General features: G+C 37.6%; 20 protein-coding genes and 1 riboswitch. Of the genes, 9 read left to right on the forward strand and 11 right to left on the reverse strand.

Translation table 11 applies throughout. From position 1 onward, the window contains the following. Positions 1-82 precede the first annotated feature (82 nt). A complete protein-coding gene (locus RFW85_RS02160) occupies positions 83-607 on the forward strand; it encodes a protein tyrosine phosphatase family protein (protein WP_086265613.1) in 525 nt (174 codons plus the stop codon). Here the strand turns inward: RFW85_RS02160 and ispF are convergent. Next, entirely contained in the window at positions 595-1,086 is a 492-nt protein-coding gene (ispF, locus tag RFW85_RS02165) for a 2-C-methyl-D-erythritol 2,4-cyclodiphosphate synthase (RefSeq protein WP_068530955.1), read from the reverse strand. The two genes, RFW85_RS02160 and ispF, sit on opposite strands and share 13 nt — an antisense overlap. Before the next feature lie 100 nt (positions 1,087-1,186). Between ispF and RFW85_RS02170 the strand changes: the two genes are divergently transcribed. Further along, positions 1,187-1,831 (forward strand): hypothetical protein, encoded by a 645-nt coding sequence (locus RFW85_RS02170; RefSeq protein ID WP_216076518.1) that lies wholly within the window; start codon positions 1,187-1,189, stop codon positions 1,829-1,831. 44 nt (positions 1,832-1,875) lie between these two features. Here RFW85_RS02170 and RFW85_RS02175 read toward each other — a convergent pair whose 3' ends face one another. The 3 genes from RFW85_RS02175 to RFW85_RS02185 form a co-directional block, all read right to left on the reverse strand. Further along, positions 1,876-3,120, reverse strand: coding sequence for a D-amino acid dehydrogenase (locus tag RFW85_RS02175; RefSeq protein WP_170248205.1), 1,245 nt, complete (start codon positions 3,118-3,120; stop codon positions 1,876-1,878). A gap of 175 nt (positions 3,121-3,295) precedes the next feature. Next, positions 3,296-3,384: riboswitch (glycine riboswitch) on the reverse strand. 149 nt (positions 3,385-3,533) lie between these two features. Next, positions 3,534-4,025 carry a hypothetical protein gene (locus tag RFW85_RS02180; protein WP_170248204.1) on the reverse strand — a complete coding sequence of 164 codons (492 nt, stop codon included), beginning with the start codon at positions 4,023-4,025 and terminating at the stop codon, positions 3,534-3,536. A gap of 242 nt (positions 4,026-4,267) precedes the next feature. Further along, positions 4,268-4,711, reverse strand: a complete 444-nt coding sequence (locus RFW85_RS02185; protein ID WP_005073889.1) for a BLUF domain-containing protein — start codon at positions 4,709-4,711, stop codon at positions 4,268-4,270. A gap of 228 nt (positions 4,712-4,939) precedes the next feature. Here RFW85_RS02185 and RFW85_RS02190 point away from each other — a divergent pair, with 228 nt between their 5' ends. Next, positions 4,940-5,203 (forward strand): hypothetical protein, encoded by a 264-nt coding sequence (locus RFW85_RS02190; protein ID WP_002115584.1) that lies wholly within the window; start codon positions 4,940-4,942, stop codon positions 5,201-5,203. On the opposite strand, the gene RFW85_RS02195 is transcribed toward RFW85_RS02190, so the two are convergent. Beyond that, the gene (locus RFW85_RS02195; protein WP_309171085.1) at positions 5,198-5,899 is read right to left on the reverse strand and encodes an alpha/beta hydrolase; all 702 of its coding nucleotides are present in this window, start codon (positions 5,897-5,899) and stop codon (positions 5,198-5,200) included. The genes RFW85_RS02190 and RFW85_RS02195 overlap by 6 nt on opposite strands. Positions 5,900-6,072: 173 nt before the next feature. On the opposite strand from RFW85_RS02195, the gene RFW85_RS02200 reads away from it, so the two are divergent. Next, a complete protein-coding gene (locus RFW85_RS02200; protein ID WP_086265618.1) occupies positions 6,073-6,366 on the forward strand; it encodes a hypothetical protein in 294 nt (97 codons plus the stop codon). Between the two features lie 97 nt (positions 6,367-6,463). Here the strand turns inward: RFW85_RS02200 and fumC are convergent, their stop codons facing one another. Then, positions 6,464-7,858, reverse strand: a complete 1,395-nt coding sequence (gene fumC, locus RFW85_RS02205) for a class II fumarate hydratase (RefSeq protein WP_170248203.1) — start codon at positions 7,856-7,858, stop codon at positions 6,464-6,466. Between the two features lie 116 nt (positions 7,859-7,974). Continuing rightward, positions 7,975-8,982, reverse strand: coding sequence for a UDP-glucose 4-epimerase (locus tag RFW85_RS02210; protein WP_063099004.1), 1,008 nt, complete (start codon positions 8,980-8,982; stop codon positions 7,975-7,977). A gap of 65 nt (positions 8,983-9,047) precedes the next feature. Here RFW85_RS02210 and tusD point away from each other — a divergent pair, with 65 nt between their 5' ends. From tusD to RFW85_RS02230, 4 genes are read left to right on the forward strand one after another with little or no spacing between them, the layout of a single operon-like run. After that, positions 9,048-9,416, forward strand: a complete 369-nt coding sequence (gene tusD / locus RFW85_RS02215; protein ID WP_002115623.1) for a sulfurtransferase complex subunit TusD — start codon at positions 9,048-9,050, stop codon at positions 9,414-9,416. A 44-nt stretch (positions 9,417-9,460) separates the two neighbouring features. Further along, positions 9,461-9,811: a hypothetical protein gene (locus tag RFW85_RS02220; RefSeq protein ID WP_046812288.1), complete on the forward strand. Its 351-nt coding sequence runs from the start codon at positions 9,461-9,463 to the stop codon at positions 9,809-9,811. 17 nt (positions 9,812-9,828) lie between these two features. Continuing rightward, positions 9,829-10,113: a DsrH like protein gene (locus tag RFW85_RS02225; protein WP_170248202.1), complete on the forward strand. Its 285-nt coding sequence runs from the start codon at positions 9,829-9,831 to the stop codon at positions 10,111-10,113. A 17-nt stretch (positions 10,114-10,130) separates the two neighbouring features. Then, positions 10,131-10,442: a TusE/DsrC/DsvC family sulfur relay protein gene (locus tag RFW85_RS02230; RefSeq protein ID WP_170248201.1), complete on the forward strand. Its 312-nt coding sequence runs from the start codon at positions 10,131-10,133 to the stop codon at positions 10,440-10,442. Between the two features lie 2 nt (positions 10,443-10,444). Here the strand turns inward: RFW85_RS02230 and RFW85_RS02235 are convergent, their stop codons facing one another. Then, positions 10,445-11,308 carry a DMT family transporter gene (locus tag RFW85_RS02235; RefSeq protein WP_309171086.1) on the reverse strand — a complete coding sequence of 288 codons (864 nt, stop codon included), beginning with the start codon at positions 11,306-11,308 and terminating at the stop codon, positions 10,445-10,447. Positions 11,309-11,431: 123 nt separating this feature from the next. On the opposite strand from RFW85_RS02235, the gene RFW85_RS02240 reads away from it, so the two are divergent. Continuing rightward, a complete protein-coding gene (locus tag RFW85_RS02240; protein ID WP_170248200.1) occupies positions 11,432-12,823 on the forward strand; it encodes a PLP-dependent aminotransferase family protein in 1,392 nt (463 codons plus the stop codon). A 16-nt stretch (positions 12,824-12,839) separates the two neighbouring features. On the opposite strand, the gene RFW85_RS02245 is transcribed toward RFW85_RS02240, so the two are convergent. The 3 genes from RFW85_RS02245 to moaCB all read right to left on the reverse strand — a co-directional run bounded on the left by RFW85_RS02245 (position 12,840) and on the right by moaCB (position 15,699). Next, positions 12,840-13,322, reverse strand: a complete 483-nt coding sequence (locus RFW85_RS02245) for a helix-turn-helix domain-containing protein (RefSeq protein WP_032053986.1) — start codon at positions 13,320-13,322, stop codon at positions 12,840-12,842. 218 nt (positions 13,323-13,540) lie between these two features. Next, positions 13,541-14,776 (reverse strand): molybdopterin molybdotransferase MoeA, encoded by a 1,236-nt coding sequence (locus tag RFW85_RS02250; protein ID WP_309171087.1) that lies wholly within the window; start codon positions 14,774-14,776, stop codon positions 13,541-13,543. Continuing rightward, the gene (gene moaCB / locus RFW85_RS02255) at positions 14,776-15,699 is read right to left on the reverse strand and encodes a bifunctional molybdenum cofactor biosynthesis protein MoaC/MoaB (protein ID WP_000799987.1); all 924 of its coding nucleotides are present in this window, start codon (positions 15,697-15,699) and stop codon (positions 14,776-14,778) included. The genes RFW85_RS02250 and moaCB overlap by 1 nt, the downstream gene beginning before the upstream one ends. Positions 15,700-15,710: the final 11 nt, after the last annotated feature.

Here is a 15,710-nt window from a genome sequence, read left to right on the forward strand (position 1 = left end):
ACACTCTATATTTCAACTCTGATCTAGAATCGTGTATAACATTCTACACAATAAGCTAAGCCTACTCTTGTAGAGTGCGATCATGACAACCGTTGAACAATCATTATCCCAAATTCCCACATTTTCAATTATTCATGAACATTTATTTAGTTCAGCCCAACCTTCTGTCGAACAACTAAAATTGATTAAAGAGTATGGGTGTAGTACAGTCATTAACCTTGCTTTAACTAATGCTTCAAATCATCTTGAAAATGAAGATCGTATTTGTTTAGACCTTGGTTTAAATTACATTCATATTCCAATTGATTGGGAGATTCCTTCTGCTGAGCAGTGCTTATTAGTTTTAGATTTGATTGATCATTTAGTGCAAAATGAAATTGTTTGGATACATTGTGCCAAAAATAAACGTGTAAGTTGCCTTATGTATGTCTATAGACAGTTTTATATGAATATGGATATGCCTACGTCTCAAGATTTATTGCACGAAATTTGGGAACCAAACGAAACTTGGACTGGACTCATTCATAGTATTACCTTACAGCTACAAGGCCGTAAGGCAACTCTAGAACTTCAGCAATCTTTGCAACAGGCCGATCATTTAGTGTGATGAGAGACTAAAACAGTCGCTGTTGCCAAAATGCCTTCTTGACGACCGGTAAACCCTAGTTTTTCGGTTGTCGTTGCTTTAATGCTAATTTGATTAATATCTACATTTAGAACGTCAGCAATGCTTTGGCGCATTTCTAAATTATGCTTAGCTAGTTTTGGACGCTCACAAGCCACCGTAATATCGGCATTATTTAACTGATATCCGCGGTCTAAAATTAATTGATAAACATGCTTTAACAATACTCGACTATCTGCGCCTTTGTATTCTGGATCAGTATCAGGAAAATGCTGTCCAATATCTCCAAGCGCTAAAGCGCCTAATAAAGCATCACATAGCGCATGAAGTACGACGTCACCATCCGAGTGTGCTTTCAAACCATGTGTATGTGGAATTTGAATACCCGCCAATGTAACGAAGTTCCCCTCTTCAAAGGCATGTACATCTATTCCTTGTCCAATACGAATCTGAGCAACCATATAAATTATTACCTTCCATAAAAACTTAAGAAATCTTGTATTCAGCCTTTCTGTTTCGCTATAGTACACCTAGCAAAGTAGACTGAAAGTATAAGCGATCATGCTGTCTAATACTGATATGAATCAATTGAAAAGATTAAGTTTTGTCGTGACACTGAGTTGTTTATGTTCACCTCTTGTCTTTGCAGAATCAATAGACTGTTCCAATACTGGAACTAAGCTTAAAATCTGCTCAAAAACATTTAGTGAATCAAGAAAGCAACTCAATAATAAATATCTTTCTGCATATTTAGTTACTGATGCCCCCTTACAGCTTTTACAGGATACACAAAAGTTATGGTCTAAACATACTCAGCAATGCAAGAGCAATACATGTATTCAACAACAGTTTGATTTACGTACTGATGACTTAAATTTTTATGCGTCGCTTAAGCAAACGCTTACCCAACATTATCTTAAGTTTGAGAATGGACATATAGCAAATCAGCCTGTACACATTCAAGTCCATCAACTTGCGAAAGACAAAATCAAGATTGAAGGGATAGCATACCGCAGCCCAAATAATCGCAAAGAAACTCAAACGATTTCATTGATGGCGTATAGTTCGCCTGAGCAAAAAAGTGAAATTTTAGACAATGAGCACAACTGTAAATATCAGTTTAATTTTCAAAAAGCTTTACTGAAGGTAAAAACTCAGCAAAAAGGCTGTGAACGTTTCAGTGGAATCTACCGCTTATATGATTAACGCTTAAAATAAAAGCCAGTGCTTAAACACTGGCTTTTTAGTTCCTACACTGGATATTTTTGTGCAATATCCTGACCCACTAGAACTGCGGTCGCCGCAGACAAAGTCCAACCTAAGTGCCCATGCCCTGTATTATAAAAGACACGAGGTTGTTTAGATTGTTTTACTACTGGCAGCATATTTGGCATCATAGGCCTTAACCCAGCCCAAGGCACCACATGCTCTGTGGAAATATCAAAATTACGGTTTACCCAATTCACTAATGGTTGAATACGATCAGCCCGTATGTCGCGGTTATAGCCATTAAACTCAGCAGTCCCTGCCACACGCAGTCGATCTTTACCTAAACGAGAGGTCACAATTTTTGCACTTTCATCTAACAAGCTCACCCAAGGAGCATTCTTCACACTGTGCTCATCTTTTAATTGCACTGTAATTGAATAACCTTTTACTGGATACACATTTACTCGCTCACCAATCATGTCGGCAAGTTGATAACTCCCTACACCACCACAAACCACAAGTACATCACCTTCTAGCTGAATGTTGTCGGACTCAACCAGATAGGGATGCTCAGCACTTGGCTGACAAGTTACGACTACTTTGTCTGCGCTGCACTTAATATCCATAACTTCTAGGCCGAACTTATATTCAACGCCATATTGTTTAGTCTTCTCGGCCAAAGAGGTTGAATATTTATGAATATCACCCGTCGCATCACTTGGTGTGTAATAACCACCGAAATAGTCACCCGTCAAAGATGGTTCTATTATTTTCATTTCATCAGGTGAAACCGAATAGCGCTCCAATGTACCTTTGTTCAATACATTATTAACTTGTTTAGCAATCTCGTAGTCAGCCTTACTGTGATACATATGGAGAATTCCACGTTTCTCTAAATCAAACTCAAGTTGCTCTTTTTCAGCTACTTCAAATAAACGCTTACGAGCGAGTAATGCCAAACGAACTGTCTCAATCGTATTCGCTTCATAGTTTTTAATATGTGATAGAAATTCAACTAGCCAACTATACTTATGCAAACTAAATGAAGGGTTCAACAATAGAGGAGCATCTTTTTGTCTCATCCATTTAAAGCCTTTAATCACGGTAGCTTTTTGGTTCCATACTTCGGCGTTACAAGCCGATAATTGCCCTCCATTGGCAAATGATGTTTCCATTGCAGGATATAAATGTCGATCAATCACTGTGACTTGATAACCCAGTTGAGATAACTCATAAGCAGAGGTAACCCCTGTGATTCCCGCACCTATCACAATAACATGTGGCATAACAGACTCCTCAGAAATGCAAAACATTTCATCAGTACAGCCCATCTGTCATTGGTACCTGAGAGTTTCGACCCCAACGTTACCTTTTAACGTTTAGATCTTCCCCTTCGGTGAGTTTATAATTTATAAGTTATTGTTTTCCATTCTTATAAATCTAAGCTTCTCTCCAGATTTTTTAATTATTACAGTCCTTTTGCCTGAGAGTTTCCGGGCTTGTTGCTCCTTCGGCGGGTTCTTAATGAACCTCTCTCCCGCAATAATTTTGTATTTATATAAGCAATGTATCTGCCACATTAGAAAAAACGCATTCTTTTCTTGTAAACTTTTGTATAAGCAATTTTAAAAATATAAGTTATTGATTTAATTAGCAATAAAAAAGGTGAATTTTTATAAATTCACCTTTTGCACTTAAATTAGAGTTTTCCGTTGAGCACTTGGTCTGAAACCGTACCCTTCCATTGCTCACGCAAAGTTGGTAAATAGAATTTTTCACCAATAGTGACCAGCTCAGCATCAATCAATGCATGAACTTCGTGCATAAAAATATAATCCAAAGCAACTAAAGAAAGCTGATGATTTTTTTGCGCTGTTTTCTTACGTTTTACCTGTGCTTGTTTCACTAGCTCATTTGCAAAGTTTTTATCTTTATAAGCAGTAATTGCATTTAAACGAAGCTCTATCACACCCCATCCCGCTAATAGCTTTTTAAAGACTTCAAAATCTTTTGAGGTTGATTCCCACGTTACGTTTTCTAAAGCATTATTTTCAGGTAAAACTGGTAATAATAAATCCGCTGTACTTGGGAAAATCTTTTTAAGATTTAACAGAAACTTAACCGGCTGATCACTAGGATAATCATTAAATTGCACGTGTTGTTGGGTATCTGTCAAATAAATAGAGAGCATTCAAAAATCCTTAACTAAGCAGCTGTTTTTAATAATTTTATCTCTAACTTTGCGAAATAAATGCAAAACAAAAAACAATATAAAAACAGGACAAGGTGGGCATTTTAACAATTATGACGGCTTATTCAACGCCAATTCGCCATTAATTAGTGAAAGTTTCAACCTTCGTGATAAAAAGCTCTCCGAAGAGAGCTTAATTTTACATAGGATAATTAAAAATCTACTGCAATTCCTGATTTTGATTAACCTTGATATTGATCAACTTTATGGTTTGGTTGATCTACAAGCAATTCAATAAAAGAGGGAATAGATGTAGTGTTAAGCAGATACGGATTAAACTCATCAACATGATGATGATGAAAGAACTCTTTTATTTTCGTGTTAATGGGAGCAAATTTCATACTCCAATGTTTAAATAACCGTTGTTCGGATGGTTCTGAAAAGATGATTTCACAGTTCTGATGTCTCGAATCTTTCAAAATTAATTTATAAAATAGCGATTCGACCTGTTCTTTCTCACCTTCTAAATACTGCAAGAAGTATCCATTACCATAGTAAAGTACTCCTGTAATATCATTATGTGAGTTGAATTTGACTGCTTCAGTGAGAATATCAATTAAATCTTGTTTTATTTGACTATGTTCACTATTGGTTTTACTTGCATACATAAAGCCTATTAAACTCATAGCGATACTCGAAGATAGATTTCATTGTACATTCTGACATTTGCACACATTTCTTACAATGTAACCTAATTAAAACCTTGTATTTCAAAAGTAAAGATTATTTTCTTTTTGAAAATGACAAACTTTAACAACCCGAAATCTTTTGTAAATTAATACCAACTTAACAAGTTAATGAGACACTATTAATTTTAGTACAATTGAAAATTGTTTTTAATGTGTGGATGTCTAATGGAGAATCATGAAGTTATTCTTCAAGATGAACATCATAAACAGTTTAAAATTGTCAAAGTTCAAGATGTTCGTTTTGATAAGAATACCCTTAACAATAGCTATCAATGGTTATGGATATTTGATCATAGTTCGGAGTTTTTCCCATTTGAGTTATGGGATGAGCTTGATCATGCAACTGTTCATCAAAAAATCAAACTTGGTAATCAAGTTTTCAAGATTATCAAGATTCTGACGAAGAAAACGAAAGTTAGGCCCTCATGAAAGATAACTACTTAACCAAGTTAAAACCACTGAAACCAATGCTTTCGGCTGTTCAATCGGAATCATATGGCCCGTATTTTTAATTATCTCAAGCTTTGCATGTGGCAATTGATCTAATAATTCTATGGCTTCTTCCTTGGAGCGGAGCTGGTCCTCAGCACCAGAAATAATTAAAGTTGGACATGCGATCTTACTCATATCATAAGAGCTTCTATCTAACATCGATTGTTTTACGAACTCTTCATAACCCAAAGTTTTTCCCATTTCTTGGATTCTTTTTACAAGAGCACGATTCTGCACATTTGATGGATGAAATGTTTTTTCAATTGATATTGAGCTTAGCCCATGGAAAGTTTTCTCAGAATTAAGTTTAATTGCGGTTAACTTTTGATTTTTCTGCTCTTCTGTATCTGAACGTAATGAAGAGGCTATTAAAACAAGCGCCTTAACCTTTTCAGGAAATTGCTCCACTATAGATCTAGCGATATATCCTCCAAGTGAGAATCCAATCAATACAAAGCTCTCAGGCGCATTTTTAACAATATTCTGAGCAATCTCTTTTATTGTTTGCCCTTCTTTTAAAGTAGCTCGAGATATATTCCACTCTTTAGGCACCTCATTTATGACTTCATTCCACAGAGATTCGTCAAGCATATAACCAGGAATTAAAACAACTGAAAGTGGCTTTTGATTCATAAGTTTTTTAATACCTTACTTGTAAATTATAGCTAACAGCATTTTATGCTAATAAAAAATCGATAATTAGAATATTGAAGTAAAAAATAAAATCACTATATAAATTAAACAGTATTAACTCTACAAGCACGCCAGACTAAAACATTCCCTTTTTACGCTTGAAGGAGGTACACATGAAAGTTAGAGCATCACGTACGTATTCCGCTTCAGCAAATAATTATTTTATTTCCAAGGAATATGATTGTACTGTTATTCCTGTAAAAGGAATGTGTTTTATAGATTCTGGTTTAACTGAGAGTGGAGTGATTGAACCAGTAGAGATTATTGAAGTGACTATAGAACCAGAAACTAACTCGTATCATGTTCTTTTAGCACGCGATATACATGACTACGAAAAAGAAGAGCTAAAAAAGAAGTTTGAAGCTATGAAATCTCATGGCTGGGAATATATAGAAGGCTTACTTTGATATTTTCCTATCTCAAGCTATAAGTTAGTCTCTACCTATAAAAGCCCTCAGATGAGGGCTTTTATATAAATATTAACGCTTACATTGTTTTTAGTAATTACTTACTATTTGGCGAAACCATTTTTTCAGGTTTAACTACTTCGTCAAATTGTTCTGCTGTAACTAAACCAAGCTCAACAGCTACCTGCTTCAAAGTTTTATTTTCTTTATAAGCAGTCTTTGCAACTTTTGCAGAATTTTCATAGCCGATTACCGGATTTAGAGCTGTAACCAGCATCAGAGAATTATGCAAGAAGTGATCAATCTTGTCGCGATTAGGCTCAATTCCTACTGCACAATGGTCATTAAAGCTATTACACGCATCACCAAGCAATTGAATAGACTGCAATAAGTTATAAGCAATCACAGGCATAAATACGTTTAATTCAAAGTTACCTGAAGCACCTGCTACATTAATGGTCGTATCATTTCCAAGCACTTGCGCAACAACCATGGTCATTGCTTCACTTTGTGTGGGGTTTACTTTCCCCGGCATAATGCTTGAACCAGGCTCATTTTCTGGAATACGGATTTCACCAAAACCACAACGCGGTCCACTTGCCAGCCAACGAATATCATTCGCGATTTTGTTTAAGCTTACAGCCAAAGTTTTTAATGCACCTGATGCAAAAACAGCTGCATCACGACCTGCAAGTGCTTCAAATTTGTTAGGCGCAGTTACAAATGGCAAGCCAGTCAGCAAAGCAAGTTGAGCAGCTGCTTTTACGGCATAGTCAGGATGTGCATTTAACCCAGTCCCTACCGCTGTGCCACCTAATGGCAACTCATATAAACCAGTTAAAGCTTGCTGTAATCGAACTAATCCATGCTCAAGCTGAGATACATAGCCACTAAATTCTTGGCCTAAGGTTAATGGAGTAGCATCTTGCAAATGAGTACGGCCAATTTTGACAATATCTTGAAATTCATCTGACTTTCTTTGCAAAGTCGCTTTAAGTTGCTCTACAGCAGGGATGAGTAATTCGTTAATTTGTAAACTTGCTGCCACGTGAATGGCGGTTGGAAATGAGTCGTTTGTTGATTGAGCACGATTGACATGGTCATTTGGATGTACAGGTTTTTGGGCACCTAACACTTGACCTAATTTTTGGTTTGCAATATTTGCAATCACTTCATTGCAGTTCATATTACTTTGCGTACCAGAACCGGTCTGCCAAACGACTAAAGGAAACTGTGAATCCCATTTACCATCAATTACTTCTTGAGCCGCGCCCACAATATATTGACTCAAATCTTGTGGTAATTGCTCAAGTTCAGCGTTAGTTATTGCAGCAGCTTTTTTTACCAAACCCATTGCTCGAATCATGGCACGGGGTAATCGTTCTTGCCCGATTTTAAAGTTCTGCAAGCTGCGTTGAGTCTGTGCTCCCCACAATGCTTCATTTGGAACTTCAATCTCACCCATAGTGTCATGTTCAATTCGTGTTTGCATAGAAACCTCGGTTATCTCAATAAAGAACTCACGGGCTGAAGCAAGTGTTTGCTCTGGCTAGTTAATTTTGAATATCGTACTCAAGCATACTAGCATTGTAAATAAGAATCATTATCCTATCTCCCATTTAGAGTATTTTGATAAAAGCGCCATTCATCTTCGATCATTTGTTTTAACGGGCGTTTTGGTGACCATTGCAATAATGTTTTCGCTTTTTCAATATTAGCCCCAACTTGATCTAACTCAACATGTTTATAAATTGCTGGTTGTGTTGAAATCTCAGCTTGAGTGACCTGTGAAATTTCATCGAGTAATTGACGAATTGAATGAACTTGGTCATGGGCAATATTAAATGCTTCGCAACAATGCGTTTGTTCACGCAGCCAATGTAAACTCGCACTAACCGCCTCACATAAATCTAAGACATGTAGAAAACTGCGTTCAGTCGTATGATCTGACGTTTCAGCTTGATCTTGTAATTCAATCAAATCACGTTGCATTGCAGCGACTTGCATGGCAAGTGGTACGATATTTTTAGGCAGCTGAGCGACATACTCTCCAAGCACTCCATGCTCAAATGCACCCACGATATTAGATAATCGTAAAATCGCAATTTTCCACTCATGATCAATTTTATAAGTATCACGGATAATTTCTTCAATCATCTGTTGAGACTTAATATAAGGATTAGGATAAGCATAATTAAATTCTTCTGTTTCGCTCAATTGCAAACCAGATTTCCCATAAGCTGCAAGGCTAGACAGATGAATGAAGTGACGAACACCCGTACGTTGCATGGCACGCAGTAAACTCATGATGCAGCTAACATTATCATTATAATATTCAAGAGGTTTAAGGTTAGACTCTTCAATTGATTTAAATCCGGCAGTATGAATAACTGCATCAATTGAATATTGCTCAAACACCTTATTTAGCGCTGGTGTATTACGTACATCAAGTTTGACAAATGGAACATACATACCAGAAATAAACTCTAGTCGCTCCAAAGTTTGCAAGGTTGAATTAGCCAAATTATCGACGATTACCACCTCTTGCCCTTGAGCCATTAGACTCAACGCAATGTGTGAACCGATAAAGCCTAAACCACCTGTCACTAAAATCATTGTATACTTACCTTTCTCTTAATGTATCTACGCCCATTTAGACGTATGACCATAGTGAATTCTCAATGAGTACATTACTACTAATTACCTCTGCTCCTACTTCCATTCATGCTTGGCATGCGTTAGGACTTGCTCAGGCACTCAAAAGTAAAAATGAAGACTTCCGTGTATTCTTTTACCAAGATGGCGTGCAGGTTGCTAATGATTTTCAATGGGTTCCTGACGACCAGCGTAATTTAACGCATGAATGGCAAAAGCTTGCGATTCGTCTTCCTGTTTGTGTGAGTGCTGCCCTCGCTCGTGGTATTACAGATGCAGAAAATGCCAGTCGCCATCACCTTACTCATCACAACCTTGCCAAAGACTTTGAACTTGTCGGGTTAGGTGAACTTGCTGATGCAGTACAGTCAGCATCTCGTCTTATTCAATTTTAAGTTACTTTGTTTGCTTAGATTGTTGCTTTTAAAAGGTATATTGTGTGAAATCTGTACTCGTCATTTTAAGCCAAGCCAATTTAACCAGTCTTCAAATCAATGAAAGCCTTTCTGCTACTATGGTTTTAGCAACCTTTGGCTCACCAGTCAAAGTATTATTGAAAGATGCAGCTCTTAGTCTTCTGCAAAATGATTTGAGTTTTGATCAGTTTTGTCAGGCTTTCAAAGTGGCCTCAAATATGGTCGAAAGTTTTGAGTTCTACGACTTGAGCCCTATTCTGATTGAAAGTAAAAATCAGCAGCATCCTCTTGTACAAAAAACCGAACAAGAGATTGAATTCGTTCAGTTGAATGCTGAGTTCATTCAATCTTTTGATCATGTTCTATATTGGTAGATAAAGGTGTAAGTTTAATGAATCCGTCAACGCTTTATCTTGTGCAATCTTCTTACCATTCTACGCCGAAGATTATTGATGAATTAAGTTATCTTTTTCAGATAGGTGATCAAGTTGTTTTTATGGGTGATTCAGTTGCACACCTTTCTGCTGAAATGATTCAACCATTTGAATCTGTTTCATGCTTAAGCATCGAAAAAGACTTACTTGATACAGATACTTTATCTCAGGTGAAGGTATTAGATTATGATCAATTTGCTGATCTGGTTTTAACGTTTAATCGCTGTATTTCTCTTAAATAATTATTTAGGCTAGTTTCATGAATTTAGAATTAGACCAAGATGGTCATTTGGTTGATTACACAATCTGGAATCCTGAAGTTGCCCAAGAACTTGCCAAATCGCTTGATCTTGAACTCACCGATTGGCATTTTGAAGTTTTAGCGGCTGTACGTCAGTTTTATCAACAGTTTGGACATTCTCCAGCAACTCGCCCGCTGATTAAATTCTTAATAAAAACCGTCAGTCCAGATATTAATAATGCTGTTTTACAGCAAAAATTTAATACTGGTTTAGTGGCGCGTCACTTAAGTCGTTTAGCAGGGATTCCTAAACCAGCAAATTGTTTATAAAATTAAGTAAATTTCTTGGCAGCAGCGACGCATAAAATTGTTGCTGCTGTAACCACCAACATTGACCAACTTACTTGTTCGTGTAACAAGACCGCAGCAATACCTAATCCCATTAAAGGTTGCAAGAGTTGTAGTTGGCTAATCGCAGCAATTCCTCCTTGCGCAAGCCCTTTGTACCAAAAGAAGAAACCAATCAGCATACTAAATAAAGACACATAAATAAGACCTACTAAAGCTGATGTAGATATGTTCTGAAATGAAGCTGGCATATAGAAAATAGTCAAAAATAGCATAAAAGGTAGTGACAAAATAAGCGCCCAACAAATGACCTGCCATCCACCAATTTTTTTTGAAAGTACACCGCCTTCTGCATAGCCAAAGCCACAAAAAATGATCGCCATCAACATATAAAAGTCTCCTATCCCAAGTGAGGTATCACCAGAAATCAAAAACATATAAGTGAAGACAACCGCACTCCCTAAGACTGCAAATATCCAGAAAAATTGATTCGGTTTTTCACCGCCTCTTAACACAGCAAATATTGCAGTTGCGAGAGGTAAAAGGCTAACAAAAACGATTGAATGAACTGCATTCATGTATTGCAGAGCAAGCGCTGTAAATAGAGGAAAACCTATCACCACACCTAAAGAAACGATGGCAAGAGGCCACCAATCTTGCTTGGCTGGTTTTTTTTGTTTTAAAACCAAAATAAGAATAAGGCCTAAAATACCTGCAATTGCCGCACGTGCCGCAGTTAGAAAACCAGGATCGAAACCCATTACGGCTACGCGTGTTGCTGGTAGTGATCCCGCAAAAATAGCCACGCCAATAAAACCATTCACCCAGCCATTCATAAACCTATTCATAATTTTCTCCGTCACTATACGAAGAATTTAAGCTGTGCTAAGGTGAATAAACCAGATACAAAGCAGTACAATTTTAAAGAACTGTAATGTATTAATAACCAGTACAGTTCGGATTGTAAGTCAGTGAACCAGAACAAAACCAAAATTGAAATTGTCATTTCAGAGATTGAGCAACAAATAAAAAATCGATCTTTAATGCCTGGAGCACGCTTGCCTTCTGTTCGTAAGTTAGCAAATAATCTTGGCTTTTCTGTATCAACGGTTGTAGAAGCCTATGAAAGATTAATTGCTCTAGGCAAAATCGAATCAAGAAGTGGGTCTGGATTCTATATTGTTGGTCCGCTTGCCCCTCTTTCTTTAAGCGAATTAGGTCCTAAATTAGATCGTTCAGTCGATCCATTATGGATTTCACGCCAATCTTTGGAGGCGAAAGCAGATGTTTTTAAACCCGGTTGCGGTTGGTTACCTGATGAATGGATGCCATTAGACAGTATTCGTAAAGCATTAAGGTCGGCTGCAAGGAGCCCAGATGATTGTTTGATGGGTTATTCAACGCCATTAGGACTACCAGCTCTACGTGATTTACTGGCAAGACGCGCTCAAGCAAAAGGTATCAATGCAAATCTTAATCAAGTACTTTTAACAGACTCAGGAACTCAAGCGATTGATTTAGTATGCCGATTTTTACTAAAGCCCGATGATGTCGTTCTCATTGATGATCCTTGTTATTTTAACTTTCATGCATTACTTAAAGTTCATCAAGTTAAGGTTATTGGTATTCCCTACACACCAACAGGTCCTGACTTAGAAGCATTTAAAGAAGCAATTGCAACTTATAATCCACGTCTTTATATCACCAACTCAGGAATTCATAATCCAACTGGTGCAGTACTTTCTCTTTCTACGGCGCATCAATTATTAAAACTCATTGAACAATCAAATTTGATTGTTGTTGAAGATGATATTTTCTCAGACTTTGAATATAGCCCTGCTCCTCGACTTGCTGCTTTGGATAATCTTTCACGTGTAATCTTTATTGGAAGTTTTTCTAAAACGTTATCAGCATCTATTCGCTGTGGTTATATCATTGCAAAACTAGAATGGATTGATCAGCTCACAGACCTGAAAATTGCCACAAGCTTTTCTCACAATGGCGTGTCAGCTGAAGTTTTATTAAGTGCTTTAACAGATGGCTCGTACCGTAAACATATAGAATTACTAAAGGTTCGTTTAGCAAAAGCGATGCACGATACTATTACTAAACTTGAACCATTGGGTATAAAGCCATGGATTAAGCCACAAGCGGGAATTTTTGTTTGGTGTCATTTGCCAAAGGGAGTTGAAGCTTCAGAAATTGCAAAATACTGTATTAACCATCAGGTTATTCTTGCGCCAGGAAACGCGTTTAGCCAAGCTTCTAATGCTGGTCAATTCATCCGCTTTAATGTAACCCAGTCAAATCATGACCACATCTATAAGACTCTAGCTGATGCGATTCAACAAGAGTCTTCATGACTGGTAATAAGAGAAATTAAGCTTGTTTCTGCTTTTGCTGTATATATGCAAAATAACCCGGCCCAGCTGAAACTTGAACTTGTTTTGCATGTAAAGGTTCACGGCAAACCGAACATACCATGACTGGTTCAAACTTATGACCACAAGTTTTATGACGATATTCTAAAGGTTTGCCTAAGCCTTGATCCATCCATTTATCTGCCCAATTCGCCATAGACAAAATAATTGGATAAAGTTCAAAACCTTTATCAGTCAATTTATATTCAAAGCGTTCCTGACGATCAAAATAAGGAGCTTTGACTAAAATTTCATATTCAACCAACCGCTTTAAACGATCCGAAAGGACATGACGAGTGACACCTAATGACTTTTGAAAATCGTCAAAACGGCGTATTCCCATAAAAGCATTACGTAATATTAGCATCGTCCATCGATCGCCAATCACTGATAGCATACGAGCAACCGAACAAGGTTGATCACCGATGTCATCCCATTTCATCTTTATGCGTTCCTCGATATTTCCTAGCCTAATGGCCCTATTGTTTATACCCTAAACCACTTACCACGAATTATGCAAGATTCATTATAAAAATAACTTCTTATCAACTTTATAAAAGAATTTTTTATTATAAAAAAATAGTAAGCTATTATATGAATTCACTTAACAAATATAACTCACCCAATTGTATAGTGAGTTATATCTATTATTATTCATCATTAATTTGAGATGAATACGCCCTTCAAAATATGACCTGCTTCTAGTTTCACACTTGCTGGAATTCGTACCAGACAATTGGCCTGTATTAGATTACTGAGCATGTGTGATTGCTGTTTTGCCAGACTTTTAACTTTAAGTTGTCCATTGTCAAAATAAGCATGCATCCGTAGAAAACGTTCACGCGCATCATCTTTTAAATCATGATCTAAAATTGCACTAAACCACTCTGGTCCAGCTAAGTTTCCCTGCAAAGTGTCAAGTAATGCTTTACCGTAAATCTGCATAGACACATAGACCGCAGCTGGATTACCCGGTAATCCCAGCAAATAACAACGGTGATCTTTTTCCGTGTGAGAATATTCAGCAAAAAAGAGTGGCTTGCCCGGCTTTTGTTTTACTTTCCAAAAGATCTGTTCAAAGCCAGTCTCAAAAGCGCATGGTCGAACAAAGTCATAATCACCTACTGATACTCCGCCTGTGGTTATGATGACATCATGACTGTCTTTTAACTCATTAAAGTAATGCGTGACTTGCGCCGCTTCATCTGTCACATGAATGAGTTCAACCTGCAAGCCATAATCTTCAAACCAAGCTTTTAGTAATGGGCCATTTGCATCAAATATTTTACCTTCAGCTAGATCTTCTGCTGTTTCGGCAACTTCATCACCCGTGATCAAAACAGCGACTTTCGGCGCACGATAGACCTCAACGGTTTGCACACCTGCCATACTTAAAGCAGCCAAACTTCCAATATTCAAAAATTGTCCAACTTGTGCAAGTAACTGCCCTTGCTGGATTTCTTCGCCAGTAAAACGAATATCAGCTTGAGGTCGTATATGCTCCGTTAAACAAATCTCTTGAGGCGAAACAACCGATACGATTTCTTGCCTCGCAACATGCGTTGTACCTTTAGGAATTTTACCGCCCGTAAATATACGAATTGCCTGACCTTCACTCAGAATGTCATGACTTTCGCTTCCAGCACGAATCTCGCCAATAACCCGAAACTTTTGATTGTTTAAATCTTCGGCATGACAACAAAGTGCATAACCATCTACAGCACTCTGAGAAAAGCTTGGTAGATTAATTTCTGAATAAATTTCCTTAGCAAGATACCTATTCAGGCTATTTTGAAGAGGTTGCTGAATCGAACCTAATTTTTTTGGTCGGTTACTAATCAGCTCAAGTGCTTCATTTATGCTAATCAAACCACGTTCTGCACCACAACCTGACATTATTCATAGCCTCCTGGATGTGGTAAGTCACGGCAAACATCAAAAATATGAACTAAGGCAGGTAAAATAGCAGCCATTGATTCGCTCGCTCCACCACGACTTCCCGGTAAAGTCACCACTAAAGAACGATCAATAAAACCAGCCACTCCACGTGACATTGCAGCATATGGCGTGCGTTTTTGTCCAAATGAACGAGCAGCTTCCATTAAGCCATCTAGCTTACGCTCTAAAAGTGGCTCTAGCGTATCAACTGTAATGTCACGCTTACCAATTCCTGTTCCACCAACCGTCATAATGCAAGCATATGATTTGCTCAACTCAAGCACTAAGTTTTTTAAAGTATCCGCTTCATCTGGCAAAATTTGGTAATGAATTGGGTCGAATCCTGCTTCGGTTAAAGTTTCAACCACAGATTTTCCAGCAGTATCGGGCTTTCTACCCGCTGCCACGGTATCGGATAAGACAATAACAGCAGCAGAAACAGGCTGACGAAGAACGCGCTTAAAGTGTGATTTTCCACCTTTTTTCTTAAGCAATTTACATTGATCCATCCAAAGCTCTTCTGGTTCACAATGTGGCTTTAACATGTCGTAAATAGTTAACCCTGCAAGACTTGCAGCCGTTAAGGCCTCCATCTCTACGCCAGTTGGACCAATGGTTTCAACTACAGCAACGATCTTTACAAAATCATGTTCTAGTTCATATTCAACATCTGCCCGATAAATAGGCAGTGGATGACACAAAGGAATCAGCTCATCGGTACGTTTTGCTGCCAAAATTCCTGCCACACGTGCGGTTTTTAATGCATCACCTTTTTCCGTATTCCCTTGTCTTAATAATTCAATACAGTGCGGTGGTGCATATAAAATTGCTTGTGCTTCAGCAACACGATAACTTTCCGGCTTCATTCCTACATTTTTCATTATTTATCCTA

Origin of the sequence: Acinetobacter sp. 12966, from assembly GCF_031196995.1 — a bacterium.
GTDB lineage: Bacteria > Pseudomonadota > Gammaproteobacteria > Pseudomonadales > Moraxellaceae > Acinetobacter > Acinetobacter geminorum.

Coding starts and splice junctions, on each gene's coding strand:
- RFW85_RS02160 (WP_086265613.1), top strand. CDS start 83: ATGACAACCGTTGAACAATCATTATCCCAAATTCCCACATTTTCAATT.
- ispF (WP_068530955.1), bottom strand. CDS start 1,086: ATGGTTGCTCAGATTCGTATTGGACAAGGAATAGATGTACATGCCTTT.
- RFW85_RS02170 (WP_216076518.1), top strand. CDS start 1,187: ATGCTGTCTAATACTGATATGAATCAATTGAAAAGATTAAGTTTTGTC.
- RFW85_RS02175 (WP_170248205.1), bottom strand. CDS start 3,120: ATGCCACATGTTATTGTGATAGGTGCGGGAATCACAGGGGTTACCTCT.
- RFW85_RS02180 (WP_170248204.1), bottom strand. CDS start 4,025: ATGCTCTCTATTTATTTGACAGATACCCAACAACACGTGCAATTTAAT.
- RFW85_RS02185 (WP_005073889.1), bottom strand. CDS start 4,711: ATGAGTTTAATAGGCTTTATGTATGCAAGTAAAACCAATAGTGAACAT.
- RFW85_RS02190 (WP_002115584.1), top strand. CDS start 4,940: ATGGAGAATCATGAAGTTATTCTTCAAGATGAACATCATAAACAGTTT.
- RFW85_RS02195 (WP_309171085.1), bottom strand. CDS start 5,899: ATGAATCAAAAGCCACTTTCAGTTGTTTTAATTCCTGGTTATATGCTT.
- RFW85_RS02200 (WP_086265618.1), top strand. CDS start 6,073: ATGAAAGTTAGAGCATCACGTACGTATTCCGCTTCAGCAAATAATTAT.
- fumC (WP_170248203.1), bottom strand. CDS start 7,858: ATGCAAACACGAATTGAACATGACACTATGGGTGAGATTGAAGTTCCA.
- RFW85_RS02210 (WP_063099004.1), bottom strand. CDS start 8,982: ATGATTTTAGTGACAGGTGGTTTAGGCTTTATCGGTTCACACATTGCG.
- tusD (WP_002115623.1), top strand. CDS start 9,048: ATGAGTACATTACTACTAATTACCTCTGCTCCTACTTCCATTCATGCT.
- RFW85_RS02225 (WP_170248202.1), top strand. CDS start 9,829: ATGAATCCGTCAACGCTTTATCTTGTGCAATCTTCTTACCATTCTACG.
- RFW85_RS02230 (WP_170248201.1), top strand. CDS start 10,131: ATGAATTTAGAATTAGACCAAGATGGTCATTTGGTTGATTACACAATC.
- RFW85_RS02235 (WP_309171086.1), bottom strand. CDS start 11,308: ATGAATAGGTTTATGAATGGCTGGGTGAATGGTTTTATTGGCGTGGCT.
- RFW85_RS02245 (WP_032053986.1), bottom strand. CDS start 13,322: ATGAAATGGGATGACATCGGTGATCAACCTTGTTCGGTTGCTCGTATG.
- RFW85_RS02250 (WP_309171087.1), bottom strand. CDS start 14,776: ATGTCAGGTTGTGGTGCAGAACGTGGTTTGATTAGCATAAATGAAGCA.
- moaCB (WP_000799987.1), bottom strand. CDS start 15,699: ATGAAAAATGTAGGAATGAAGCCGGAAAGTTATCGTGTTGCTGAAGCA.